The organism is Nocardioides pocheonensis, assembly GCF_003725535.1.
Taxonomy (GTDB): domain Bacteria; phylum Actinomycetota; class Actinomycetes; order Propionibacteriales; family Nocardioidaceae; genus Marmoricola; species Marmoricola pocheonensis.
In genome coordinates, this window is the sequence record NZ_RJSF01000005.1 from 99819 (window position 1) to 124905 (window position 25087).

The 25087-nt window shown below is 71.7% G+C and carries 25 protein-coding genes; 13 read left to right on the plus strand and 12 right to left on the minus strand.

Translation table 11 applies throughout. The annotated features are described in order from the left end of the window. Window positions 1–15: 15 nt before the first annotated feature. Both EFL26_RS24615 and EFL26_RS02685 read right to left on the minus strand, forming a co-directional pair. Entirely contained in the window at window positions 16–2262 is a 2247-nt protein-coding gene (locus tag EFL26_RS24615) for an ATP-binding protein (protein ID WP_123221352.1), read from the minus strand. Window positions 2263–2429: 167 nt separating this feature from the next. Then, window positions 2430–3554, minus strand: coding sequence for an epoxide hydrolase family protein (locus EFL26_RS02685; protein ID WP_123221353.1), 1125 nt, complete (start codon window positions 3552–3554; stop codon window positions 2430–2432). A gap of 112 nt (window positions 3555–3666) precedes the next feature. On the opposite strand from EFL26_RS02685, the gene EFL26_RS02690 reads away from it, so the two are divergent. Then, complete coding sequence (locus tag EFL26_RS02690; RefSeq protein WP_123221354.1) at window positions 3667–4626, plus strand: helix-turn-helix transcriptional regulator; 960 nt, start codon at window positions 3667–3669, stop codon at window positions 4624–4626. Between the two features lie 38 nt (window positions 4627–4664). Then, on the plus strand, window positions 4665–5084 hold the full coding sequence (locus EFL26_RS02695) for a VOC family protein (protein WP_123221355.1): 420 nt from the start codon (window positions 4665–4667) through the stop codon (window positions 5082–5084). 9 nt (window positions 5085–5093) lie between these two features. Here the strand turns inward: EFL26_RS02695 and EFL26_RS02700 are convergent, their stop codons facing one another. Continuing rightward, complete coding sequence (locus EFL26_RS02700; RefSeq protein ID WP_123221356.1) at window positions 5094–6278, minus strand: 4-hydroxybenzoate 3-monooxygenase; 1185 nt, start codon at window positions 6276–6278, stop codon at window positions 5094–5096. A 64-nt stretch (window positions 6279–6342) separates the two neighbouring features. Beyond that, entirely contained in the window at window positions 6343–7104 is a 762-nt protein-coding gene (locus EFL26_RS02705; protein ID WP_123221357.1) for an IclR family transcriptional regulator, read from the minus strand. Between the two features lie 67 nt (window positions 7105–7171). On the opposite strand from EFL26_RS02705, the gene pcaH reads away from it, so the two are divergent. From pcaH to EFL26_RS02755, 10 genes are read left to right on the plus strand one after another with little or no spacing between them, the layout of a single operon-like run. Beyond that, window positions 7172–7984 carry a protocatechuate 3,4-dioxygenase subunit beta gene (gene pcaH / locus EFL26_RS02710; protein WP_123221358.1) on the plus strand — a complete coding sequence of 271 codons (813 nt, stop codon included), beginning with the start codon at window positions 7172–7174 and terminating at the stop codon, window positions 7982–7984. Beyond that, on the plus strand, window positions 7981–8547 hold the full coding sequence (pcaG, locus tag EFL26_RS02715) for a protocatechuate 3,4-dioxygenase subunit alpha (RefSeq protein WP_123221359.1): 567 nt from the start codon (window positions 7981–7983) through the stop codon (window positions 8545–8547). The genes pcaH and pcaG overlap by 4 nt, the downstream gene beginning before the upstream one ends. Then, window positions 8540–9766, plus strand: coding sequence for a lyase family protein (locus EFL26_RS02720; RefSeq protein ID WP_123221360.1), 1227 nt, complete (start codon window positions 8540–8542; stop codon window positions 9764–9766). Before pcaG ends, EFL26_RS02720 begins: the two co-directional genes overlap by 8 nt. Beyond that, entirely contained in the window at window positions 9763–10950 is a 1188-nt protein-coding gene (gene pcaDC / locus EFL26_RS02725; RefSeq protein ID WP_123221361.1) for a bifunctional 3-oxoadipate enol-lactonase/4-carboxymuconolactone decarboxylase PcaDC, read from the plus strand. Before EFL26_RS02720 ends, pcaDC begins: the two co-directional genes overlap by 4 nt. After that, window positions 10947–12119 (plus strand): thiolase family protein, encoded by a 1173-nt coding sequence (locus EFL26_RS02730; RefSeq protein WP_123221362.1) that lies wholly within the window; start codon window positions 10947–10949, stop codon window positions 12117–12119. Before pcaDC ends, EFL26_RS02730 begins: the two co-directional genes overlap by 4 nt. Beyond that, the gene (locus EFL26_RS02735; protein ID WP_123221363.1) at window positions 12116–12811 is read left to right on the plus strand and encodes a 3-oxoacid CoA-transferase subunit A; all 696 of its coding nucleotides are present in this window, start codon (window positions 12116–12118) and stop codon (window positions 12809–12811) included. Before EFL26_RS02730 ends, EFL26_RS02735 begins: the two co-directional genes overlap by 4 nt. Continuing rightward, complete coding sequence (locus tag EFL26_RS02740; RefSeq protein WP_123221364.1) at window positions 12808–13473, plus strand: 3-oxoacid CoA-transferase subunit B; 666 nt, start codon at window positions 12808–12810, stop codon at window positions 13471–13473. Before EFL26_RS02735 ends, EFL26_RS02740 begins: the two co-directional genes overlap by 4 nt. A gap of 12 nt (window positions 13474–13485) precedes the next feature. Next, the gene (locus tag EFL26_RS02745; RefSeq protein ID WP_123221365.1) at window positions 13486–14247 is read left to right on the plus strand and encodes an IclR family transcriptional regulator; all 762 of its coding nucleotides are present in this window, start codon (window positions 13486–13488) and stop codon (window positions 14245–14247) included. A gap of 53 nt (window positions 14248–14300) precedes the next feature. After that, window positions 14301–15419 (plus strand): aromatic ring-hydroxylating dioxygenase subunit alpha, encoded by a 1119-nt coding sequence (locus EFL26_RS02750; RefSeq protein WP_123221366.1) that lies wholly within the window; start codon window positions 14301–14303, stop codon window positions 15417–15419. Next, window positions 15416–16420 (plus strand): PDR/VanB family oxidoreductase, encoded by a 1005-nt coding sequence (locus EFL26_RS02755; RefSeq protein ID WP_123221367.1) that lies wholly within the window; start codon window positions 15416–15418, stop codon window positions 16418–16420. Before EFL26_RS02750 ends, EFL26_RS02755 begins: the two co-directional genes overlap by 4 nt. 76 nt (window positions 16421–16496) lie before the next feature. Here the strand turns inward: EFL26_RS02755 and biuH are convergent, their stop codons facing one another. The 7 genes from biuH to EFL26_RS02790 all read right to left on the minus strand — a co-directional run bounded on the left by biuH (window position 16497) and on the right by EFL26_RS02790 (window position 23373). Continuing rightward, the gene (gene biuH / locus EFL26_RS02760) at window positions 16497–17204 is read right to left on the minus strand and encodes a biuret amidohydrolase (protein WP_123221368.1); all 708 of its coding nucleotides are present in this window, start codon (window positions 17202–17204) and stop codon (window positions 16497–16499) included. A 36-nt stretch (window positions 17205–17240) separates the two neighbouring features. Beyond that, window positions 17241–17828 (minus strand): isochorismatase family protein, encoded by a 588-nt coding sequence (locus tag EFL26_RS02765; RefSeq protein ID WP_123221369.1) that lies wholly within the window; start codon window positions 17826–17828, stop codon window positions 17241–17243. Window positions 17829–17848: 20 nt separating this feature from the next. Continuing rightward, complete coding sequence (locus EFL26_RS02770) at window positions 17849–19003, minus strand: BMP family ABC transporter substrate-binding protein (RefSeq protein ID WP_123221370.1); 1155 nt, start codon at window positions 19001–19003, stop codon at window positions 17849–17851. 127 nt (window positions 19004–19130) lie between these two features. Further along, complete coding sequence (locus tag EFL26_RS02775; protein WP_123221371.1) at window positions 19131–20045, minus strand: ABC transporter permease; 915 nt, start codon at window positions 20043–20045, stop codon at window positions 19131–19133. Next, window positions 20042–21124 carry an ABC transporter permease gene (locus tag EFL26_RS02780; protein ID WP_123221372.1) on the minus strand — a complete coding sequence of 361 codons (1083 nt, stop codon included), beginning with the start codon at window positions 21122–21124 and terminating at the stop codon, window positions 20042–20044. Before EFL26_RS02780 ends, EFL26_RS02775 begins: the two co-directional genes overlap by 4 nt. Next, complete coding sequence (locus tag EFL26_RS02785) at window positions 21121–22656, minus strand: ABC transporter ATP-binding protein (RefSeq protein WP_123221373.1); 1536 nt, start codon at window positions 22654–22656, stop codon at window positions 21121–21123. Before EFL26_RS02785 ends, EFL26_RS02780 begins: the two co-directional genes overlap by 4 nt. A 3-nt stretch (window positions 22657–22659) precedes the next feature. Then, window positions 22660–23373 carry a GntR family transcriptional regulator gene (locus EFL26_RS02790; protein WP_221176811.1) on the minus strand — a complete coding sequence of 238 codons (714 nt, stop codon included), beginning with the start codon at window positions 23371–23373 and terminating at the stop codon, window positions 22660–22662. A 170-nt stretch (window positions 23374–23543) separates the two neighbouring features. On the opposite strand from EFL26_RS02790, the gene EFL26_RS02795 reads away from it, so the two are divergent. Next, window positions 23544–24179, plus strand: a complete 636-nt coding sequence (locus EFL26_RS02795; RefSeq protein ID WP_123221374.1) for an alpha/beta fold hydrolase — start codon at window positions 23544–23546, stop codon at window positions 24177–24179. 173 nt (window positions 24180–24352) lie between these two features. Here the strand turns inward: EFL26_RS02795 and EFL26_RS02800 are convergent, their stop codons facing one another. Continuing rightward, on the minus strand, window positions 24353–25021 hold the full coding sequence (locus tag EFL26_RS02800; RefSeq protein WP_123221375.1) for a hypothetical protein: 669 nt from the start codon (window positions 25019–25021) through the stop codon (window positions 24353–24355). Between the last annotated feature and the right edge of the window lie 66 nt (window positions 25022–25087).

A 25087-nucleotide genomic window follows, 5' to 3' on the forward strand; every position in this document is an offset into this window, starting at 1 on the left:
CGGCGGTCCCGGTCGTCAGGTGCCGCCGTGGGCGTTGAACCACACCGCGAGCTGGCTGCGGGTGCTGAACCCGGTCTTGGCCAGCATGTTCTGCACGTGCGTCTCGGCGGTCCGCTGCGAGATCACCAGCCGGGCCGCGATGTCGCGGTTGCTCAGCCCTTCGGCGACGAGTGCGGCGACGTCGCGCTCCCGTCGGGTGAGGCCGAACTGGTCGCGGGTGGCCGGTGCGGCCGCAGCAGCCGCATCGGGGGGTTCGCCGAGCACCTGTGCCGCAGCCTCCTCCGGTGGCTGCTCCTGCCCGGCGCGATAGAGCGCCTCGAACTCGGTGTCACCGAGGGTCTGCCTGCACCGGGTCTTCGCGTCCTCGACCAGGTCGACCCAGACCGGGGTCTGGAGCATCGACCCGCCGGCGTCGGCCCAGTACTGGTCCGCGGTGCCGAGCAGCCCGGCCGCCTGGCGGTCGTCACGCCCCACCAGCAGCAGGCCCGCGATGTTCAGTCCCACGGCGCACGCGTGCAGGTCGGGCACGAGCCGGCACACGCGCAGGCCCTCCACGGCGTTCGCAGCGGCACCAGCCGTGTCGCCGTTCGCCCAGGACACGAGGGCGGCCATGATCCTCACGACGCCCTGCCACCAGTGGTCTCCGGCCGCGCGGCACAGCTCGATCGACTCGGCGAAGAGCGCGTCCGCGGCCTTCGCGTCGCCGCTCATCCCACGCCCGTAACCCAGCACGTACGTCGCGTACGCGAGCTCCTCGCCGCCCAGTCCGCGCTCGCGACACCGGGTGACGGCCTCCTCCATGGCCGGCAGGGCCTCCGGGTCGCCGTACGGGAACAGCATCATCCCGACGTTGTCCAACGCGCGGGGAAGCCGTTCGGGGTCCTCGGAGCGGGTGATCTCGAGCGCCTCGCGGGCGACCTCGTCGCCGCCCGCGGGCGCGCCGATCGTCGCCATCACGATGGCGAGCGCGGACAAGGCCCGCGCACGCTCACGGGTGGGTTCGCGTCCGACGGCAAGCACGCGCACCAGCCACGAGCGCCCCTCGCGCAGAGCCGCCGTCGTGCCCCAGAACCAGCAGAGTGCGCCGGCCATGCGCAGGCCGGTCCTGATGTGCTCAGGATGCTCGTGGGCGAACGCGAGCGCAGCCCGGACGTCGGGCAGCTCTGCCTTCATCCGGGTCAGCCACTCGGCCTGGTGGGGACCGAACCACTCGGTCTCGAACTGGCAGGCCAGGTCGGCGTACCAGGCCAGGTGGCGCGTCCTGAGCTGGTCCTCGTCGGGGCCGTTGCCCAGGCTGTCGCACTCGCGCAACCGGTCGAGTCCGTAGCCCCGCAGGGTTTCGAGCAGCCGGAATCGCGTGCTCCCGCCCTGCGCCTGCACCGACAGGATCGACTTGTCCACGAGACCACGCATCGCCTCGACGACGTCGAGCCGGGTGAACACGTCGTCGGCGCAGACCTCCTCGGCGTCGTTGAGGTCGAAGTCGCCGGCGAAGACGGAGAGCCGTTGCCACAGCTGGCGCTCGAGCTTGTCGCACAGCTCGTAGCTCCACTCGACCGCCGCGCGCAGGGTGCGGTGACGCGCGACCGCCGTCCCGCGGCGCGAGGTGAGGATCCGGAACCGGTCGTCGAGACGGGCGGCGAGCTCGGACGGCGACATCACCCGCAGCTGTGCGGCAGCGAGCTCCAGCGCGAGCGGGATGCCGTCGAGACGACGGCAGATCTCCACCACGGTCGGGAGGTCCGAGGTTCCGACGGCGAACCCCGGAACGGCGGCGGCGGCGCGCTCGACGAAGAGCGCGATCGCGGGGCTCACCTCGACGGCTCCGGGCGGGTCGTCGTCCGCCGGCAGCGGCAGCGGCTCGACGCGGTACGTGATCTCCCCGGGTACGCCCAGCACCTCGCGGCTCGTCGCCAGCACGTGCAGTCCGGGTGCTCCGCGCAGGAGGCCTTCCAGCAGGTCGGTGACCGACTCGGCGAGGTGGCCGCAGTTGTCCACCACCAGGAGCATCTCGCGCCCGGCGACGAAGTCGCGGAGGGCGGCCTCGGCGTCGCGCCCGGCGTGCTCCGGGACGTCCAGGCTGCCGGCGACGGCCTCGGCCACGTATCCGAGGTCGGCCACCTCGTCGAGGTCGACGAGGGCGACGCCGTCGCGGAACGTGCGGCCGTGCAGCCCGGCCACGCGGCGGGCCAGCCGGCTCTTGCCGACGCCGGCCGTGCCGGTGAGGGTCACCAGACGCGACTCGGCGACGAGACGGCGCACGTCCGACAGCTCATCTCGCCTTCCGACAAATGAGCTCAGCTCCGCCGGTATGGATCCCGGGACCCGCCTTCCCGCCACATCCCGACGCTACTCCCTGATCCGGGTGCCCGACCCGCAAACCGCTGCGGCTCGGGCACCCGGACGAGACCAGTGCGTGCACAGAGGTGTCAGGCGAAGAACACCCGCAGGTCGTCCACGATCGCCTCGGGGTTCTCCAGGGCGGCGAAGTGCCCACCCCGCTCGTGCTCCGACCAGTGCTGGATGTTCGCGTTGTCGCGCTCGGCCAGCGACCGGATCGTCTGGAAGTCGTCGCGGAACACCGCGACCCCGAGGCGCCCCGTGCTCACGACGGGCTCCCGCTGGGCCCGGGCCTCCTCGTAGTGGAACCGGACCGAGCTCGCGGCCGTGTTCGTCAGCCAGTACAGGGAGACCTGCTCCAGCACCTGCTCGGGCGCCACCAGGGAGGTGCCGTTGCCGAAGCTCTCGAACAGCTCGGAGTAGGCGAGCTGGCCGACCGGGCTGTCGGAGAGACCGGCCGCGACGGTCTGCGGCCGCGAGCCGTTCATCGCGTTGTAGCCGCCCACCTTCTGGAACCACTGCATGTGCTCCAGCGCGGCGTACTCCTTCGGACCGAAGCCCTCGAACTCCGCCGGGTCGCCGGAGGGGAAGGAGAACAGCTGCAGCACGTGCGCGCCCAGGAAGCCCTCCGGGTCGAGGATCGCCAGCTCGCGGCCGATCATCGCGCCGCCGTCCGAGCCGTGCACGCCGTACGACGCGTAGCCGAGCCGGCGCATCAGGGCGTCGTACGCCCGCGCAACCCGCTCCATCGTCCAGCCGCCGTCGACCACCGGGGTCGAGAAGCCGAAGCCGGGCATCGAGGGGATCACCACGTGGAAGGCGTCCTCCGCGCGGCCGCCGTGGGCCACCGGGTCGGTGAGCGGGCCGATCATCGGCAGGAACTCCAGGAACGAGCCCGGGTAGGTGTGGGCGAGCAGGAGTGCCCGCGCCCCCGGCTCGGCCGACGGCACGTGCACGAAGTGGATCGTCTGGCCGTCGATCTCGGTGAGGTAGTTGGGGTGGGCGTTGATCCGCTCCTCGACGTCGCGCCAGTCGAGGCCCTTCCAGCGCTCGACCATGTCGCGCAGGTACGCCTCGGGGGTGCCGTAGTCCCAGGAGTCGCCGGGCGCGGCCGGGGCGAAGCGGGTGCGTTCGAGCCGGCTGCGGAGGTCGTCCAGCTCGGCCTGCGGGACCTCGACGGTGAACGGGCTGATGGTGGCGTCGGTGGTGGTCATGGGGTTCTCCTCTGTCCTCGGAAGGTGTCGGCCGGGTTCGACCTCGTGACCACGACGTTAGGTACTATTCCGGAAGAATAAGTTCCGGATTTTTCGAGTGAGGAGGACGAGTTTGCGCGAGACCTCGGCCCGCACCCTCTCCCTCCTCTCCCTGCTGCAGACGCGCTCGGACTGGTCCGGCTCCAACCTGGCCGAGCGGCTCGGCGTCTCGGACCGCACCATCCGCAACGACATGTCCCGGCTGCGCGAGCTCGGCTACCCCGTCGACGCCGTCCGCGGCCCGGGCGGTCGCTACCGGCTCGGCGTCGGGGCGAAGCTGCCGCCGCTGCTGCTCGACGACGAGGAGGCGGTCGCGGTGGCGGTCGGCCTGCGCGCGGCGACCGGCATCGCGGGCGTCGAGGAGACCAGTGCCCGGGCGCTGGCCAAGCTGGAGCAGGTGCTGCCCGACCGGTTGCGCCGCAAGCTGCGTGCCCTCGTGCGGGCGACGACGTCGGGGCCGGTCAACACCGACAGCAACGTCGAGGACCCTGCGATCGACCCTGGCGTCCTCGAGGCGATCTCCCTGGCGATCCGCGACCACGACGGCCTCCGCTGCGACTACCAGGACGCGCCGCTGGAGATCGAGCCGTACCACCTGGTCGCGTGGCAGCGCCGCTGGTACCTCGTCGCGCGCGAGCCCCGTGGGGACACGTGGGCGCCGTACCGGGTCGACTGGCTGCGCGTGAAGACGCCCGGGGGCCGGCGGTTCACGCCCGTCGACTTCCCGGGCGACCTCACCGAGTTCGTGGTGCGCGAGGTGGCCCGCACCGGCTGGGCGGTGCACGCCCGCATCCGCGTCGACGCGCCCGCCGGGGAGGTGGTCGACCGGATCAACCCCGCCGTCGGCACCGTCGAGCCGCTCCCTGACGGCGGCAGCGTCCTCGTCACGGGCGGCGACAGCCTCGAGGTCGTCGCGGTCTGGATCTCCATGCTCGGCCTCCCGTTCCACGTCAGCGAGCCGCCGGAGCTCGTCGAGCACGTCCGCGACCTGGCGCAGCGGTACGCCGCCGCGCTGCCCGATCCGCTGGCCTAGCCTCGGGGAGACCGCAGCCCAGCAGAAAGGTCCTCCTCATGGCCGACCCCGCCGACAACCCCCGCCAGGTGCTGCAGATGCGGCTGGTCGTCCAGGTCGACGACTACGACGAGGCGCTGCGCTTCTACCGTGACGTGCTCGGCGCGCGCGAGGAGCTGCAGATCCACGGTGATCAGGGCGAGAAGGTCACGATCCTCGACGTCGGCCGCGCGACCCTGGAGCTGTCGAACCGGGCGCAGGTCGAGATGATCGACCGGGTCGAGGTGGGACGACCGGTCAGCCCACGACTGCGCGTAGCCTTCGAGGTCGCCGACGCCGCCGCGGCCACCGACCGGCTCGTCGCCGGTGGCGCCGAGCTCGTCGCTCCGCCGACCGTGACGCCGTGGAACTCCCTGAACGCGCGCCTCGAAGCGCCCGCGGACCTCCAGCTCACACTGTTCGAGGAGCTCGAGTCCTGACGGTGTCGGCTACGCCGACGGCCAGCCGCAGTACGCCTCGGCCAGGTACGCCGACCCGGCTCGCGACGTCACCACCGAGTCGAGCTCCCCGATCTGGCGACGCGCGTCGAAGGCGCTGGCGTCCGGCAGGGAGTGCAGCATCGTGGTCATCCAGTAGGAGAAGTGCTGCGACTTCCAGACCCGCGCCAACGCCCGGTCGGTGTAGTCGTCGAGCACCGTCGGGTCGTCCTTGCGGATCGCGAGCTCGAGCTGCTCGGCGAGCAGGCGGACGTCGGCGAGGGCGAGGTTGAGCCCCTTCGCGCCCGTCGGCGGGACCGTGTGCGCGGCGTCCCCGGCCAGGAGCAGGTTGCCGTGCCGCATCGGCTCGCACACGTAGCTGCGGAACGGCAGCACGGTCTTCGAGGTGATCGGCCCCTCCTGGAGGGTGTAGCCGTTCGCGCCGACCCGCGCCTGGAGCTCCTCCCAGATCCGGTCGTCGGACCAGTCGGCGACGTCCTCGGTGGGGTCGCACTGGAAGTACATCCGTTGCACGGTGTCGGTGCGCTGGCTGATCAGGGCGAACCCGCGGTCGGAGTGGTTGTAGATCAGCTCCGGAGCGCTCGGCGGCGCGTCGCACAGGATCCCGAACCAGGCGAACGGGTACTCGCGGAAGTGGTCGCGCCGGTCGGTGATCTGCTGCCGGCAGATGCTGCGCGAGCCGTCCGCGCCGACGAGGTAGTGGCAGCGCACCTCCTGCGCGACGCCGTCGGCATCGGTGAACAGGATCCCCGGCCGGTCCGACGTGACGTCGACGACCCGGGTGTCGCTGATCCCGAACCGGACGTCACCGCCGTCGCGCTCCCGCGCCGCGGCGAGGTCGATGAAGACGTCGGTCTGCGGGTAGAGCCAGACCGAGGCTCCGGCGAGAGAGGGGAAGTCGATGCGGTGACCGCTGCCGCCGAACGCGAGGTCGATGCCGCGGTGCTCGTGCCCCTCCCGCAGCGCTCGGTCGGACACCCCGCTGTCGACGAGGAGCCGGACGCTGTCGTGCTCCAGGATCCCGGCACGCACGGTCTGCTCGATCTCGTGGCGGGTGCGGTTGTCCACGACGACGGAGTCGACACCGGCACGGTGCAGGAGGTGGGAGAGCATCAGGCCGGCGGGACCGCCACCGACGATGCCGACGGTGGTCCGGGTCAGAACGGGTTCGGGCATGGCGAAAGTGCAGCGGATGACTGCTCGCCGATCGAGCCGGTCCTTCCACTGAGTGGAAGGTCGGTCAACGTCTCTCGGCGGAGAGGCTGCGGCCGATGCCCTGGGCCGCGACCTGCAGGGCAGCGATCAACCGGGGGCGGTCGCGCCTGAGGCTCGCGACCACGATGCCGAGCGCTGCGACGACGCGGCCGTCCGCGGACCTGATCGGGACCGCGACCGAGCACGCGCCGAGGCTCATCTCCTCGTGGGTCTGCGCGTAGCCCAGGCGCTGGACCTGGCGCAGCTCGGCGACGAGCCGGCCGGGCTGGGTGATCGTGTACGACGTGAACCGGGTGAGGTTGCCGAGCACCTGCTCGCGCACGGCGTCCGGCGCGTAGGCCAGCAGCACCTTGCCGACGCCGGTCGCGTGCAGCGGCAGCCGGGAGCCGATCTGGCTGACGACCGGCACCGAGGCGTGGCCGGAGAGGCGGTCGACGTACAGCACCTCGGCGCCGTCCCTGACCCCCAGGTGCACCGTGGCCAGGGTGGCCGCGTAGATGTCGTGCAGGAACGGCGAGGCGACCTGACGCAGGTCGGCCTGCACCGGCGCGAGCAACCCGAGGTCCCACATCCGGCGGCCGACGACGTACTCGCCCGACCCTCGGCGCACCAGGGCGCCCCCGGACACCAGCTCGGCGGCGAGCCGGTGCACGGTCGGCAGCGGGAGGCCGGAGCGCCGGGCGAGCTCGCTGAGCGTCAGGGAGCGGTGCTCGGCGTCGAAGGAGCCGAGGATCGCGAGCACCCGCGAAGTCACGCTCGCGCCCGGCGCCGAGGTGTTGCCTGCCATCGCCCTCCTTCCGCTGAGTGGAAGCGTAGCGTCGCTCGTCGACTCTCGTCCCTCTACCGTCCAGCCCATGACCAGCACCCTGACCCCGGCGCAGGCGAGTCCGGAGACGAGCTCCGACGCCGCCGCCGCCTCGCAGCAGGAGATCACCGGGGAGATCGACGCGATCTCGGCCGAGTACGCCGCCACGGCGACCGTGCCGGAGACGATGCCGCGCCTGGACTACCCCCCTTACCGCAGCAGCATCCTGCGCCACCCCACGAAGGACCCGCACCACGCGGACCCCGAGACCGTCGAGCTGTTCGCGCCCGTCTTCGGGCACCAGGACGTGGACGCTCTCGAGGCCGACCTGACCATCGCGCACCGCGGCGAGCCGGTGGGCGAGCGGATCATCGTCACCGGGCGGGTCCTCGACGGCGACGGCCGGCCGGTGGCGCACCAGCTCGTGGAGATCTGGCAGGCCAACGCGGCGGGGCGCTACATCCACAAGCGCGACCAGCACCCCGCGCCGATCGACCCCAACTTCACGGGCGTCGGCCGCTGCCTCACCGACGCCGACGGCACCTACCGGTTCACCACGATCAAGCCCGGCCCCTATCCCTGGCGGAACCACTTCAACGCCTGGCGGCCCGCGCACATCCACTTCTCGCTGTTCGGCACCGACTTCACCCAGCGGATGATCACCCAGATGTACTTCCCGGGTGACCCGCTCTTCGCCCTCGACCCGATCTACCAGTCGATCGTCGACCCGCGCGCCCGCGAGCGGCTGGTCGCGGCGTACGACCACGACGTCACCGAGCACGAGTGGAGCACCGGCTACCGGTGGGACGTCGTGCTGACCGGCTCGCAACGCACCTGGATGGAACCGGAGACCACGGCATGACCCAGTCCCCCACCCTCCCGCCGACTCCCGGGCAGACCGTCGGGCCGTTCTACGGCTTCGCCCTCCCGTACGCCGGCGGCAACGAGCTGGTCCCGCCGGGGAGGCCCGACGCGATCCGGCTCCGCGGCACCGTGCGCGACGGCAGGGGCGATCCCGTGCCCGACGCGTTGATCGAGGTCTGGCAGGCCGACGAGCAGGGGCGGATCTCCCGCGAGCCCGGCTCGCTGCAGCGCGACGGCTTCACCTTCACCGGGTGGGGCCGCACCTCGGTCGACCGGACCGGGGAGTACTCGTTCACCACCGTCGTGCCGGGACCGACCGAGGGTGCCGCGCCGTTCTTCGCGATCACCGTCTTCGCGCGGGGCCTGCTGAACCGGCTGTTCACCCGCGCCTACGTCCCCGACCACCCGCTGCTCGAGAGCGACCGGCTGCTGGCCTCGGTGCCGGCCGACCGGCGGGGGTCCCTGGTCGCACGCCGCGACGCCACCGGGCTGGTGTTCGACATCCGCCTGCAGGGCGAGGGCGAGACCGTCTTCCTCTCCTATCCGGGGCACGATGGCTGACCTCTTCTGGCCCGGCGACGAGCGCGCCGGAGAGCTGTTCGGCCAGGGCGCGTTCCTGGCCGCGATGGTGCGCGTCGAGTCCGCGTGGCTCGGCGCGCTGGTCACGGCCGGCATCGCGCCGACCCGGGCGCGCGCGGACCTCGACACCGTGGTCGGTCCGGCCGACCTCGCGGGGATCAGCGCGGCCGCGGAGTCCGGTGGCAACCCGGTGATCGCACTCGTCGACCTCCTGCGGACACGGGGCGGCGACGCCGAGGCCGCGTCCTGGATCCACCGCGGCCTCACCAGCCAGGACGTGGTCGACACCGCGCTGATGCTCTGTGCGCGCGACGCAGTGGGCAGCGTGCTCGCCGAGTGCGACCAGCAGGCGGAGCGCCTGGCCCACCTGGCCGACCTGCACCGCGGCACCGTGATGGCCGGCCGCACCCTGACCCAGCACGCTGTCCCGATCACGTTCGGCCTGAAGGTCGCGCGCTGGCTCGAGGGCCTGCTCGACGCGCGCGAGCAGCTGGCCGGCGTACGGCTTCCGGCGCAGCTCGGTGGCGCAGTCGGCACCCTCGCGGCAACGGTCGAGCTCGCCCGGCTCGGTGACGTGGCGGAGCCGGCGAAGGCCGCCCGCTCGGTCACGTCCGAGGCCGCCGCCGCGCTCGGCCTCGACGACGCACTCCCCTGGCACACCAACCGGAGCCCGGTCACCCGGCTGGCCGATGCGCTCGTCGCGACCACCGACGCGTACGGCCGGATCGCCAACGACGTGCTGGTCCTCGCCCGGCCGGAGATCGGCGAGGTCGCCGAGGCGGCCGGCCGCGGCGGCTCGTCGACGATGCCGCACAAGGCCAACCCGATCCTCTCCGTGCTCGTACGCCGGGCCGCACTCGCCGCGCCCGCGCTCGCCGCGCAGCTGCACCTCGCCGCGGCCGAGTCGGTCGACGAGCGTGCCGACGGCGGGTGGCACGTCGAGTGGTCGGCGCTGTCGACCCTGGCCCGCCGCGCGGTCGTCGCCGCCTCGCAGACCACCGAGCTCCTCGAGGGCCTGCGCGTCGACCGCGACCGGATGGCTGCGAACGCCCAGGCGGCCGCGAGCAGCCTGCTCGCCGAGCAGGCCTCGATCGCGGCGCAGGCCGCCGACGGACCTGCCGAGCGACTTGCCGACTACCTCGGCGCGAGCGAGCAGCTCGTCGACGCCGTGCTCGCCCGCTACCACGGAGGAACCCGATGACCGTGCCCACCGTCGTCGGCACCCAGCTCGCGGGTCGCACCGACCTTCCGCTCCTGCTGTGCGGTCCCTCGCTCGGGACCTCCGTCAGCGCGCTCTGGTCGGACGCAGCACAGCTCCTGGCCGACGACTTCCACGTCGTCGGCTGGGACCTGCCCGGTCACGGGGCCAGCCCGACGACGGACGAGCCGTTCACCATGGCCGAGCTCGCCGCGGCCGTCCTCGGCCTCGGGGACAAGACCCTGGCCGAGCGGGGCGAGCCCGCAGGCACGTTCGCCTACGCGGGCGACTCCCTCGGTGGTGCCGTCGGCCTCCAGCTCCTGCTCGACGCGCCGGGCCGGGTCGGCAGCGCGGTGCTGATCTCGACGGGGGCGAAGATCGGAGAGGCCGAGGGGTGGACCGAGCGTGCCGAGCTCGTCCGCAGCTCCGGCACGCCGGTGATGGTCGCCGGGTCGAGCCAGCGGTGGTTCGCGCCGGGCTTCATCGAGCGGGAGCCGGCGGTGGCAGCACGCCTCCTGCACTCGCTCCAGGACGCGGACCGGTTCGGCTACGCGCGGGCCTGCGAGGCGCTCGCCGGCTTCGACGCACGTGCGCGGCTGCACGAGATCACCACGCCGGTGCTCGCCGTCACGGGCGAGCACGACGGCGTCGCGACCCCCACGATGGCGGGCGCGATCGCGACCGGCGTACAAGCGGGGCGGGCGGTGGTCCTGCCCGACGTGGCGCACCTCGCGCCGGCCGAGGCACCGGCCGACGTGGCCGCCCTGGTGCGCGGGCACGCGCGCACCGCCCTCACGCTGCACGACGTGCGCGCCGCGGGCACGAAGGTGCGCCGCGAGGTGCTCGGCGACGCCCACGTCGACCGGGCGGAAGCCGGCACGAGCGCGTTCACCCGCGACTTCCAGGAGCTGATCACGGAGTACGCCTGGGGCAGCATCTGGACCCGCCCGGGCCTCGACCGCCGCAGCCGGTCGCTGATCACGCTCACCGCCCTCGTGGCCCGGGGCCACCACGAGGAGCTCGCCATGCACCTGCGTGCAGCGAAGACCAACGGCCTCACCGACGACGAGATCAAGGAGCTGTTGTTGCAGACCGCCATCTACTGCGGGGTGCCCGACGCGAACACCGCGTTCCGGATCGCCCAGCAGGTGCTCGACGCCACCCCCACCGAGGAGGACGGCCGGTGAGCAGCTCCTTCGTGTACGACGCGGTCCGCACGCCGTTCGGCCGGTTCGGCGGCGGCCTCGCCGACGTGCGTCCGGACGACCTCGCCGCAACCGCGCTGTCGGCGCTGACGACGCGCACGCCCGGACTCGTGCCGGACGAGATCGTGCTGGGCAACGCCAACGGTGCCGGGGAGGACAACCGCAACGTCGCCCGGATGGCGTTGCTGCTGGCCGGCTACCCGGTCACGGTGCCGGGCAGCACGGTCAACCGGCTCTGCGGCTCGAGCCTGGACGCCGCGATGGTGGCGTCGCGGGCCATCGAGTGCGGCGACGCCTCGGTGGTCGTGGCCGGTGGTGTCGAGTCGATGACCCGCGCACCCTGGGTGCTGCCCAAGCCCGACCGTGCCTTCCCGGCACGCGACGTCACCGCCGTCTCCACCACCCTGGGCTGGCGCCTGGTCAACCCGAGGATGCCGGCGGAGTGGACGGTCTCGCTCGGCGAGGCCAACGAGCAGCTCGCCGGCGAGCTCGACATCCCGCGAGACCGGCAGGACGAGTTCGCGGCCCGCTCGCACCAGCGCGCGCACGCCGCCTGGGAGGCGGGGTTCTACGACGACCTGGTGATCCCGGTGCCGGGCACGGACCTGGTCCGCGACGAGGGCATCCGCGCCGAGTCGACCCCCGCGACGCTGGCCGGTCTTAAACCGTCGTTCCGTCCCGACGGGACGATCACCGCCGGCAACGCCTCCCCGCTCAACGACGGCGCGTCCGCCGTACTCCTGGGCTCGCCCGAGGCTGTCGACCTGCTCGGCCGCGACCCGGTCGCGCGCATCGCCGGTCGCGGTGCATCGGCACTGGAGCCGCAGCGGTTCGGCTACGCCCCGGTCGAGGCGGCCAACCTGGCCCTGAAGCGGGCCGGCATCGGCTGGGCCGACGTCGGCGCGGTCGAGCTCAACGAGGCGTTCGCGGTGCAGTCGCTGGCCTGCGTCGACGCGTGGGGCATCGACCCGGAGATCGTGAACACCCGCGGCGGTGCGATCGCGATCGGACACCCCCTGGGCGCGTCGGGAGGCCGCATCCTCGGCACGCTGGCGAAGGTGCTGCGCGAGGACGGGCACCGGTGGGGCGTCGCGGCGATCTGCATCGGGGTCGGCCAGGGCCTGGCCGTCGTCCTGGAGAACACGGCATGACCGAGATCGCATCTGACCCGGACGCCGCGCTCAAGGGCGTCGCGGACGGAGCCACGGTCCTCGTCGGGGGCTTCGGTACGGCGGGCCAGCCGGTGGAGCTGATCGACGCCCTCATCCGCACCGGGGCGCGCGACCTGACCGTGGTGAGCAACAACGCCGGCAACGGCGACCACGGGCTCGCCGCCCTCCTCGCCGCCGGGCAGGTGCGCAAGATCGTGTGCTCGTTCCCGCGGCAGAGCGACTCGTGGGTCTTCGACGCGCTCTACCGCGCCGGCAAGATCGAGCTCGAGGTGGTGCCGCAGGGCAACCTCGCCGAGAGGATCCGCGCCGCCGGAGCCGGCATCGGCGCCTTCTTCTGCCCCACCGGCGTCGGCACACCGCTCGCCGAGGGCAAGGAGACCCGGACGATCGACGGGCGCGACTACGTCCTGGAGTACCCGATCCGGGGCGACCTGGCCCTGGTGAAGGCCCACGTCGCCGACACCCGCGGCAACCTCCTCTACCGCAAGACCGCGCGCAACTTCGGGCCGGTGATGGCCACTGCCGCGACCACGACGGTCGTGCAGGTCGACCGCCTCGTCGACGCCGGCGCGATCGACCCGGAGGTCGTGGTCACCCCCGGCATCTTCGTCGACCGCGTGGTGGTCTGCCCGGCGTCGACCGAGCTCGCCGAGGAAGGAGCGGCCGGATGACGACCGCCACGATCGAGCAGCCCGACCGCGGGCCCCTGACCCGCACCGAGCTGGCTCAGCAGATCGCCGCCGACATCCCGCCGGGGTCCTACGTGAACCTCGGCATCGGCCAGCCCACCACGGTCGCCGACCACCTCGCGCCGGACAGCGGCGTCGTGCTGCACACCGAGAACGGCATGCTCGGCATGGGCCGGGCTGCCCAGGGGGACGAGGTCGACCCCGACCTGGTCAACGCCGGCAAGGTGCCGGTGACCGAGACCCCGGGCGCGGCGTACTTCCACCACGCCGACTCGTTCGCGATGATGCGCGGCGGCCACCTCGACGTGTGCGTGCTCGGCGCCTTCCAGGTGTCCGGCACCGGCGACCTCGCCAACTGGCACACCGGCGAGCCGGACGCGATCCCCGCCGTGGGCGGCGCGATGGACCTCGCCATCGGGGCGAAGGACGTGTTCGTGATGATGACGCTCTTCGACAAGCAGGGCCGGGCCAAGCTGGTGCCCTCGTGCACCTACCCGCTGACCGGCGTCGGCTGCGTCAGCCGCGTCTACACCGACGTGGCCACCTTCGACCTCACCCCGGACGGAGTGGTCGTGACCGCCACCTTCGGCACCACCGTCGAGGAGCTCCGGTCACGGCTGGACGTCCCCCTGCTGGCGGGCTGACAGGAGGACGGCATGTCGCTGACCGACCGCTCGCTCGACGTGCTGGCGACGTTCACGCCCGACCACCCGACCCGCACGCTGCAGGAGATCAGCCGCGAGAGCGGGCTGCCGCTGACCACGACGCACCGGATCGTCACCGACCTGGTCGCCTGGGGCGCGCTCGAGCGCACCCGCTCGGGGCGGATCCAGGTCGGCCTGCGGCTGTGGCGGGTGGCGTCCCTGGCACCGCGCGGTCTCGGGCTGCGCGAGGTCGCGCTGCCGTACATGGAGGACCTGTTCGTCGCCACCGGCGAGAACGTCCAGCTCGCCGTGCGCGAGCAGTGCGAGGCGGTGTTCGTCGAGCGGCTCACCGGACGCCGCTCGGTCACCGTCCTGACTCGCGTCGGTGACCACTTCGCGCTGCACGCCACCGGAGTCGGGCTCGTGCTGCTCGCGCATGCGCCGGACGAGATCCTGCAGGAGGTGCTGTCCCGGCCGCTGCGCACCTGGACCGACCACACGATCAGCGACCCGGACCAGCTCCGCGCGGTGCTCGCAGAGGTGCGCCGCACCGGCGTGGCCGTGAGCGACCGGCAGGTCACCGACGACGCGGTGTCGGTCGCGTGCCCGATCCGCGACGCCCACGGAGACGTGGTCGCCGCACTCTCCCTCGTCGTCCGGCACGGCTCGGTCTCCCCCGCGTCGCTGATCCCCGCACTGCGCGCGGCCAGCCGCGGGATCTCGCGGGCGCTCGGCGCGCCGACGCCAGACTTCCGCCAGGCGGAAACGGCGTAGTCGCGGTCACATCGGCGATCGCATGCTGCGGTCACCGACGAACGGAGCCCGACATGACCACGCTGCAGCCGCCACGCCCCGCACCGCCGACCAGTGCCGAGGACCGGGTGCGAGCCAAGATCTTCCCCCACCCGCTGAACGCCTGGTACGCCGCTGCGTGGGACCACGAGATCACCGCCAAGGGCCTGCTCGCCCGCACCGTGGCCGGCAAGCCGCTCGCGCTCTACCGCACCGCCGACGGCCGCCCGGTCGCGCTCGCCGATGCGTGTTGGCATCGCCTCGCCCCGCTCTCGATGGGCAAGCTGGTCGGGCGCGACGAGGTCCAGTGCCCCTACCACGGGCTGCGGTTCGACTCCGCCGGTCGCTGCACCCAGATGCCGGCCCAGGAGACGGTGAACCCGAGCGCCATGGTGCCGTCGTACCCGACCGTCGAGCGCTACCGCTACGTCTGGGTCTGGCCCGGCGACCCGACCCTGGCGGACCCGGCGCTCGTTCCCCCGATGACCCAGCTCGACGACCCCGCGTGGGCCGGTGACGGGCTGACCATCGAGGCGAAGTGCAACTACCAGCTGGTGCTCGACAACCTGATGGACCTCACCCACGAGGAGTTCGTGCACGGCAACACTCTCGGCCAGGCCGAGCTCAGCGAGTCGGAGTTCCAGACCCGGCGCGAGGCCGACGGCAGCGTCACCGTCGAGCGCTGGATGCTCGACGTGGAGCCGCCGCCGTTCTGGCTCAAGAACATGCGCGACAAGTTCCCCGGCTTCAGCGGACGCGTCGACCGGTGGCAGATCATCCACTACTACGCGCCGTCGACGATCTGCATCGACGTCGGCGTCGCCCGGGCCGGCACCGGCGCCCCGTCCGGCGACCGGTCGGAAGGGGTGAACGGCTACGTGATGAACACGATCACCCCCGAGACGGATCGCACCTGCCACTACTTCTGGGCGTTCATGCGCAACTACCGGCTCGACAGCCAGCTGATCACCACCCAGCTGCGCCAGGGCGTCCACGGCGTCTTCGGCGAGGACGAGGCGATGCTCACCGCCCAGCAGGCGGCGATCGACGCGAACCCCGACCACGAGTTCTACAGCCTGAGCATCGACGCCGGCGGCATGTGGGTACGCCGCATCCTCGACCGGATGCTCGAGGCCGAGGGAGCGCTCACGTGAGCACCGCCGGACGTCCGACCTGGGCCACCGCGCGCGTCGTCGAGTCGCGACTCGTGGCCGCGCGCGTCCGCCGGATCACCCTCGAGCGGCCGCCGTCGCGGCGGGCCGCGCCCGGCACGCACCTCGACGTGCGCGTGCCGATCGGCAGCGGCTGGGACACCCGGTCGTACTCCATCGTCGAGTCCGACGCCGACGGCGGCCGGCTCACGATCAGCGTCCAGCTCGCGGCGGCGTCGCGCGGCGGGTCGGCGTACATGCACACCCTCGAGGTGGGCGACGAGCTCACGACCACCCAGCCACTGCAGAACTTCCCGTTACGCATCGGCGCACCTCGCTACGTGCTGCTCGCCGGCGGCATCGGGATCACCGCGCTCGTCAAGATGGCGCGCGTGCTCGCGTCCGTGGGCGCCGACTACCGCCTGGTGTACGTCGCCCGAACTCGCGACGTGATGGCGTACGCCGACGAGCTCGCCGCCGTCCACGGCGACCGGCTGTCGCAGCTCATTGACGACGAGGGCAGCCCGCTCGACGTGGACGCCCTCGTCGCGTCGATCGCCGCCGACGACGTCGCCGCGGACACCGAGCTGTACATGTGCGGGCCGATCCGCCTCATGGACGCCGTCCGCCGCGCCTGGCTCGCCGCCGAGCTGCCGCCCACCAACCTGCGCTACGAGACCTTCGGCAACAGCGGCTGGTTCGACCCCGAGCCCTTTGTCGTGAGGCTCCCCCAGCTCGGCCTCGAGACCACCGTCGGCACCGACACGACCATCCTCGACGCGCTGTCCGCTGCCGGCGCCGACCTGATGTACGACTGCCGGAAGGGCGAGTGCGGCCTCTGTCTCGTCGACGTCGCCGCCCTCGAGGGACGCCTCGACCACCGCGACGTCTTCCTCAGCAGCACGCAGCAGGAGGCGGGCTCACGGATCTGTCTGTGCGTCTCCCGCGTCGCCTCCCGACCCGACGCCGCCGGGCCCGGCGTACTGGAGCTGTCGCTGCCGTAGGGGTGGCGAGGGAGGTGCCCCGACTCCGCCGCGATCGCGCGCACGGCACCGGCTTCCGGCGCGAGAGCGCATGAGGTCATGCCGCGTCGGTACCGGCGAGCGCAGCCAGCAGAGCGTGAGAGTCCGCGATCGCGCCGAACACGCCGCCTTGCATCGTGACCATCTTCAGCGCAGCCTCGTAGTTGCCGCGGTCGGTGGCACCCGTGCAGTCGGTGAGCAGCAGACACTCGTAGCCGCGGTCGTTGGCGTCGCGCATGGTGGTGTGCACGCAGACGTCGGTGGTGATGCCCGTGAAGATCAGGTGGGTGATGCCGCGGGTGCGCAGCAACAGGTCGAGGTCGGTGGCGTAGAACGACCCCTTGCCCGGCTTGTCGATCACCAGCTCGCCTTCGATGGGCGCGACCTCGGGAACGATCTCCCACCCGGGCTCGCCCCGGGTCAGGATGCGGCCGCACGGACCGTCCGAGCCGATGCCCGCACCGATCTGCTCCGAGCGCCACAGCTTGTTGGGCGGGCAGTCCGACAGGTCTGGGCGGTGGCCTTCGCGGGTGTGGACCACGAACATGCCGACCTCGCGGGCGGCGGCGAGCACCCGCTGGGTGGCGGGCAGTCCGGAGCGGGTCAACGACAGGTCGTAGCCCATCTGGTCGACGTACCCGCCGGGACCGCAGAAGTCGACCTGCCAGTCGATGTTGACCAGCGCGGTGCGGGCGGCGACGAAGGCGCCGTCGTAGGGCCAGGCGTAGGGCTCGGCGTCGATGGGGCCGAAGGCGGAAGTGGTCACGCGGGTGTCCTTTCGGGGAGGTTCTGGTCTGGGGGCTCAGGGCACGAGCGCCGCGAGAACCGCGGCGGTGTCGCCGACGGCGCCGAAGATGCCGCCGGACATCTCGATCTGGGACCGGGCGGCCGGTGCCAGGTCCGGGTCGTAGGGGATGCACGCGTCCAGGGCGAGCAGGCACTCGTACCCGCGGTCGTTCGCCGACCGCATCGTCGAGTGCACCCCGGTCTCGAGCCATTGCCCGCAGAGCACCAGCTGGTCGCGACCGAGTGCCCGCAGGGTGGCGTCGAGAGGGCTGGAGAAGAAGCCGTCGACGCCCCCAGAGGTGATCCGGTGCGCGGGGCCGCGCAGACCGAGGTTCGCGGCCCGCCGGGGCGCCGGGACGCGCTCGGGCCGCCGGCCGGGCGGGGGTGTGGTCGTCACCTCGACGACCACACCCCCGACGTCGAACATCGCTCCGGCGAGCACCCCGACCCGGCCAAGGACCGAGTCGGGGGCTCCGGCTCCGTCGGCTACCGACTCCGCGTCTTCGGGTCCGGGCAGGACCACGAGCAGCGCGAGGCGTCTCGGGTCGAGCCGGCCGTCGTACGGCCAGGAGTACGGCGTGGTGCTCGCGACGGTTCCGCTCATCTCTGTTCCTGGGCCCGGGTCTACTTGGCGAGCTTCCCGACGACACCCTTGACGAAGAAGCTCAGGGCGTCGTTCTGCGCGTACGTCGGCACCGTGCCGGCCTTGATCACGACCTTGCCGGACTGGTCCTCGACCGGGCCGACGAACGGTGAGCCGGCATCGGTGCCGAGCCACTTCTGGGCCGCGTCGATCTTCGCCTTCGCGTCCGCCGAGACGTCGGGGCCGAACCCTGCGAGCACGAACGGGTTGGTGCCGGTCTTGTAGCCGACCCGGTAGTTCGCATTGAACTTGCTGCCGACGAAGTCACCGGCCAGCACCGTCTTGACGATGTCGGTGTACAGCGGACCCCAGTTCCACACCGCCCCGGTGAGCCAGCCCTTCGGCGCCAGCGACGACGCGTCCGCGTGGTACCCGACGGTCATCGCGCCGGCCTTCTCGGCTGCCTGGATGACCGTGGCGGTGCAGTCCTGGTGCTGGGTGAGCACGTCGACGTGCTGGGAGAGGAGGCTGGCTGCGGCGGCCTGCTGCTTGCCGGGGTCGCACCACGACGAGGTGCTCACCGTGATCGTCTCGGCCTTCGGGTTGACCGACTGCGCACCGCGCTCGAACGCGTCGATGTTCGCGATCGTCTGCGGGATCGGGAACGCGTACACGTAGCCGAGCTTGTTCGTCTTCGTCGAGGCCCCGGCGGCGATGCCGGCGAGGTACATCGGCTCGTAGACCGTGCCGAAGTAGGTGCCGGCGTTCTTCGGGACGGCCCCGGAGATCGTGTTGCCCTGCTGGACGACGACGACGTCCGGGTGCGCGGCGGCGACCTTCATCGCGGCGTCCAGGTGACCGTAGCTGGTCGCGAAGATCAGCTTCGCGCCCTTGTCGATCATCTGCTCCATCGTGGTCGCCGCAGTGTCGTCCTCGGGGACGTTCTCGGCGGTCAGCACGTCGAGGTCGGGGAACTCCTTCTTGATCACCTGGCTGCCTTCGTACACGGCCTGGTTGTAGCCGAAGTCGTCCTTCGGGCCGACCATGATGAAGCCGACGGCCTTGGTGCCCTTGCCGGGGGCGGCGCTGTCGCCGGTGCTGCCGACGGACTCCGTCGCCGAGGCGCAGCCCGCGAGGGCGAGCGCCGCGGCCGAGGCCACGGCGGCCAGCCGGAGGGTAGATTTGCTGACGGACATGAAGGTTCCTTTCGTGTTCACCGCCGCGCCCTTGGCTTCCAGGTCCAACTGATTCCGGGGGCGCGGTGGCTTGTCTTCGGGGTGCTGCTCGGGTCGATCGGGGGCGGCTGCCCCTTCGAGTAGGCCGCTACGTCGGGGCGTTCTCGAAGACTCGTTTCAGTTCCGCCGGTGAGCTCGACAGCGTCCGGCGCCCGAGAACGGCCAGGACGGCGAGAGTCATCACGAACGGGATGGCGTCCAGGGCGAACTGGTTCCATTCGTAGCCACGGGCCTGCAGGGCGGGCCCGAGCGCGATCGCCATCCCGAACAGGTAGGCGCCGCCCATCACCCGCCACGGGCTCCACACCGCGAAGATCACCAGGGCCACCGCGATGAAGCCGCGGCCGGAGACCATGTTCTCGAACCACGCATTCGCGTAGGCGATCGAGAGGTGCGCGCCGCCGAGGCCGGCGAGCATGCCGCCGAAGGTCACGGCACCGAACCGGGTCCAGCTCACGCTGTACCCATGCACGGTCAGCGAGTCGGCCCGCTCGCCCGCCGTACGCACCAGCAGTCCCAGCCGGGTGCGGAACAGCGCGAACCACACCGCCGGCACGAGAAGGTAGCTGAGGTAGAGAAGCGGGTCGTGCTGGAAGAAGATCGGCCCGAGTGCCGGGACGTCGCTGAGCAGCGGGACGTGCCAGTCGCTGAACCCGACCACGGGTCGGCCGACGTAGGCGGCGCCGAACAGCGAGGTCAGTCCGAGCGCCAGGAAGAGCAGGCTCAGACCGACGGCGAACTGGCTGGCGCCGCGGAACACCACCAGGTACGCGTGCAACGCTGCGAGCGTGCCGCCCGCGACCGCGCCCGCCAGGGCGCCCATCCAGGGGTTGCCGCTGTCCGTGGCGACCGCGTACGCCGTCAGCGCACCGACGAGCATCGAGCCCTCGGTGCCCAGGTTGATCACGCCGCTGCGCTCGCCGACGGTCTCGCCGAGCGCGGCGAACATGATCGACGTCCCGCCGGCCACGCCGCCGCCCATCACATCCACGACCAGGCTCATGACCGCGACACCTTCCGCTTGGTGGTGAAGCCGAGGACAGCGAGGAGGATCAGGGCAGTCAGCACGTTCACCGAGGAGCCGGGCAAGCCGGAGTCCAGCTGGAGGCTGTCGCCCGCGACCGAGAGGGTGGCGAAGACGAGCGCGGCGACCACGATCGGGAACGGCTGGTGCCTGGCCAGCCAGCACGCCAGGAACGACGTGTAGCCGAGCTGGTTGCCGAACCCGGGTCGCAGCTTGTACTCGACGCCGGCGAAGTGGATCATCCCGGCCAGTCCGGCCAGGGCGCCGCCGATCATGAGGGCCGAGATCACCAGCACGCCGACGTTCAGGCCGGCGCGGCGAGCGGCCTCGGCGTTGCCGCCCGCCACCGAGATCCGGAAGCCCCACCGGGTCCGGTTGAGCAACAGGTGGACGGCGACCACCAGCCCCAGCGCGATGAACAACCCGATGTGCACCTTGTTGCCGGCGGCCACCACCGGCAGCTTGGCGGTGTCCACCAGCTCCTTGGTCGTCGGCTGTCCGACCGGGTTGTCCCGCCACGGCTGGTAGATCAGGTACAGCAGCACGTCGAGCGCGATGAAGTTGAGCAGCAGCGTGCTGATCGCCTCGTTGACACCGGCGACGAGTCTCAGGGCGGCCGCCAGGCCGGCCCACAGTGCCCCTGCGACCATGCTGGCGACCAGCATCGCCGCGATGATCAGGCCGCCGGGGGCGCTGTCCCCGAGCATCAGGGACGTGCCGCAGGCGGCGACGGCACCGATGATGATCTGACCTTCTCCGCCGACATTGGTCAGCCCGGCTCGGGCCGGGACCGCGACCGCGAGCGCCCCGAGGACGAGCGGCGTCATCTGGACGAAGATCTCCTGCACCGACCGTGGCCGGTTGAACGTCGAGTCGATCATCTTGCTGTAGGCGTCGACCGGGTTCACGTTCTTGACCGCCAGCAGGACGCTGAAGATTGCCAGCGCCGCGGCGATCGCGAGGACCCAGCGTCCCAGCCCGGGGAGGAGCTTGAGCAGCCGGACGGCGACCGGGGCCGGGTTGCTGCCGGTCAGGTCGGCCGAGGTGATCGCGGTCATGCCGCCCCTCCGATCATCAGGCGACCGATGTGCTGGCGGTCGAAGTCGGCGACGCTGATCTCCCCGGAGATCCGGCCCTGGTGCATCACCAGGATGCGGTCGCACATGCTCATGAGCTCGTCCAGGTCCTCGGACACCATCAGCACTCCGGCGCCGGCGTCGCGGCGCTCCAGGAGCAGCTCCTGGGTACGGCGCACGTTGGCGATGTCGAGGCCGCGGCTGGGGTACGCCGCGACCAGGAGCTTGGCGTCCAGAGCGAGCTCCCGGGTCAGCACGACCCGCTGGATGTTGCCGCCTGACAGCTCACTGACCTTGCGGTGCGACGGCGCGATCCGCAGGCCCAGGCGCTCGTTGTCGGCGACGGTCCGGCGGTGCACCCAGCGCCAGTCGATGCCCAGACGCCTGGACGGCAACGGCCGGCCGTTGAGGACCATGTGCTCGACGACGTTGAGCCTGCCGACGACGGAGTCGGCCACCGGATCCTCGGGCACGCTCGCGGATCCGGCGGCGATCGCATCGCTCGGTGAGCGCACCTCGGTGCCGTCGACCCGGACCCTCCCCCTCGAGGGTCGGCGCAGCCCGAGTGCGACCTCGCAGAGCTCGCGCTGGCCACTGCCGGCGACGCCGGCGATACCGACGAGCTCGCCGGTCGCGACGACCAGGTCGATGCCTGCCAACGCCAGGTTGCCCTTGTCGCCGATGCAGTCCACGCCGGAGAGGACGAGCGCCGGCGCGGTTGCCCCTGCGCGTCCGGCTGGTCCACGACCGTCGCCCCAGGACCGTCGTTCGAGGTCCGCCACGCTGCGCCCGACCATCGCCTCGATCAGCTCGGCGTCGGTGTAGTCGCCGGGCCGGACGTTCTCGAGGATGGTCCTTCCGCCGCGCAGGACCGTCGCACGATCCGCGATCGCGCGGACCTCGTCGAGCTTGTGGGTCACGATCACGATGCCGAAGCCCTGGGCACGCAGGTGATCCACGACCCCGAACAGGGCCTCCACCTCTTGCGGTGCCAGCACGCTCGTCGGCTCGTCGAGGATGACCAGCTTCGCGCCGGTCATCAGCACCTTCAGGATCTCCACGCGCTGTCGCTCACCGATGGAGAGCTGTCCGACCCTGGCCCACGGATTGACCTCGAGGCCGAACCGTTCGCTGGCCTCGGCGATCCGGTCGGCGAGCTGGGCGGTCCGGAGCACGAAGCCCTCGGGGACAGCCAGGGCGACGTTCTCCACCACGGTGAGGGCCGGGACGAGACGCAGGTCCTGGAAGACCATCCCGATGCCCAGCTTGCGGGCATCCGCCGGGCTGTTGATCACGGCCTCCTTGCCGCTGAAGATCAGGTTCCCGGCGTCCGGGTGGTAGACGCCGTAGATCATCTTCAGCAGCGTGCTCTTGCCGGCGCCGTTCTCGCCGACGAGGGCGTGCACCTCTCCGGGCCGTACCTCGAGGCTGACCTCGCTGTTGGCCGTGACCTCACCGAAGTGCTTGGTCAGGCCGAGCACCTCGAGCAGCGGTTGCGGGTCTCTCATGGACATGGGTCAGACCTCCCGGGTGATGCGGCTGCGCAGGGCTCGCCGCCGCATGGCTTCGGCGGCGCGTTCTTCGACGACCTCGAGCGACGCGCCGATGTGCTCGCGCAGCCGGTCGGCGGCGAGCGGGATCTGGTGGTCGAGGAGCGCCTCGACGATCCCGAGGTGCTCGGCGGTGCTGGTCACGATCCGGTCCTCGCTGAGGAAGTCGTAGGTGCGCACCGGCCGGATCCGGACGTTCACCGACTCGAGCACCTCGACCAGCGCGAGGTTGCCCGACGCGCGCAGCAGGGCCACGTGGAACGACTCGTCCAGCTCGATGAAGGAGCCGTCCGGCTCCGGCGGCGACTTCTGGACCGCCTGCCACTCCTTCCGGAGCGCGAGCAGCGCGGCGCGGTCGTGGTCGATGCCGAACTCCCGGGCCCGATTGATTCCCTGCAGCTCGAGCGCGAGGCGCAATTCGTACAGGTCGCGGAGATCGATCAGGTCGATCTCGGCGACGAAGTAGCCGCCGTCGGAGAATCGGCTCAGCAGCCGATCGGCATGCAGCCGCACGAACGCCTCGCGCACCGGCGTCCGCGAGACCTCCAGCTGCTCAGCGATCTGCTCCTCGGCGAGACGTTGCCCGGTCTGGAACTCGCCGAGCATGACCATCTTGCGGATCTGGGTGTAGGCGCGTTCGCGGAGGCTCTCGGCTGCCCCGGCCCGGCTCCTGGTGCGCACCCGTCACCCTTCTCTGTCGTCGAGTCCCGAGAGCCGCACCGCATGGACCCGGCGCTGTATACGACGGTGTATGCAGCATGTTTCGAGGACTCACCGGACGCGGTTACGAACTGTTTAAAGAGATCGCACAGCCGCTTGCGCCGAGCGGACGGACGTCTAGGGTTCCGCCCATGGTTCGCGTCGTCCTGGTGCACGGAGCGGCGACCAGCGCCCGCGTGTGGGATCGGCTGGCTCCACTGTTGCCGGACCACGACGTCGTCGCGGTGACGCGACCGCGCACGGGCGACCTCGCCCGCGAGCTCGCTTGGCTCGCACCCCAGGTGGAGGGCGCCTGGGTCGTCGGCATGAGCGGCGGCGCGACCATCGGGCTGGCGCTGGCCTCCGGGCCGGTGCCGCTGGCCGGCGCGATCCTGCACGAGCCGGCGGTCGGCAGACTCGCCCCGAGCCTGCTCGGCCCGATGGTGAGGGCGTTCGAGGAGGGCGGAACCACGGCATTCGCGCGGACGCTCTACGGCGACGCGTGGACCCCAGAGCTCTTCGGAGAGCCCGTCGACGATGCCGTCACCGCGAGGGAGCTCGCGATGTTCCGGCACTTCGAGCCAGAACCACTCTCCGCGACCCCGGGCCGCGTCGTGGTGACCGTGGGTGAACGTTCCCCGGCGATCCGGCACGCGTCGGTCGAAGCCCTGCGGTCGGCGTACGGCCACGAGGTCCTCGTCGTCCCACGTGCGTCCCATTTCGCGGCGTACGAATCGCCACACGAGTTCGCGTCGACAGTCCTCGCGGTCATCGCGCCCACCCACTAGCAAGCGCGTCGGTTGCTGTCCGTGGAAGGCGCTCAACACTGCGGAGTCCTGGACGTGGCGTCATGCACGCCCGTTGGCCGTTCCCCGCCAATCCCATGCCCGCATCACCTGCGTCACTCCGCCGCCAGAGCCCTTCTGGCCGGCCCGGCGCGCCGGAGCTCGCGAGGTCCGAATCATTCGGAGCCGACGGAGTCAGACACCTCGATCTGCGGTGCGTGTCGCACCCGGACCGATCCGGCATACCCATCAACGAAGCCGACGACGACCACGTACTGGTCGATTGCGGTGGCGCGCAGTCCGACGGTCCAGGAGTTCTCCGCCGGACGGTGCTCCTCGACGTTGACCGACAGCGCCTCCAGGTCCATGGCATAGGCCATGGCGGCTGCGCGTCGTGCCTGCAGGATCGCGGCATCGCGCGTGGTCGGCGTTGGCTGCGGTCGACCAGCCACCTCCATCAGGTCACGGAACGCGCGGGTCACGCTGTCGTGCGATGCTTCCGAGATGGTCGCCGTCGTCCTGGCGCCGGTGGTCACGAAGAGTCCGATGCCCAGGACACCAGGACTCGCGCCCCAGCTGGTGTGCCAACGGTGTTGGTGCAACGAGTAGTGCTTCGGCGCCTCGGCGCCGGCATAGAGGACCGGCTCCAGTGCCGCGAGGACCCGCTGCTCGTCGATTGCACCACCCCCGCGGGCGCTGTCCGCCTCCGAGGTCGGCAGGTCGAGCAGGAACTGCTGGTACGGCCGGTCGTCGGGCCTGGCACGGAAGCCAACCTGCACCTGAACCCGGTCCACCCGGCCGAACGTGAGCAGCCGGCGGGGGGAATCGACCGAATGACTGGTCATGTCCTCAGACTTGGTGCTGCGAAGACCCAGGTCAAGCACGTCGACCGGGGCAGGCGTCGCGTGCGA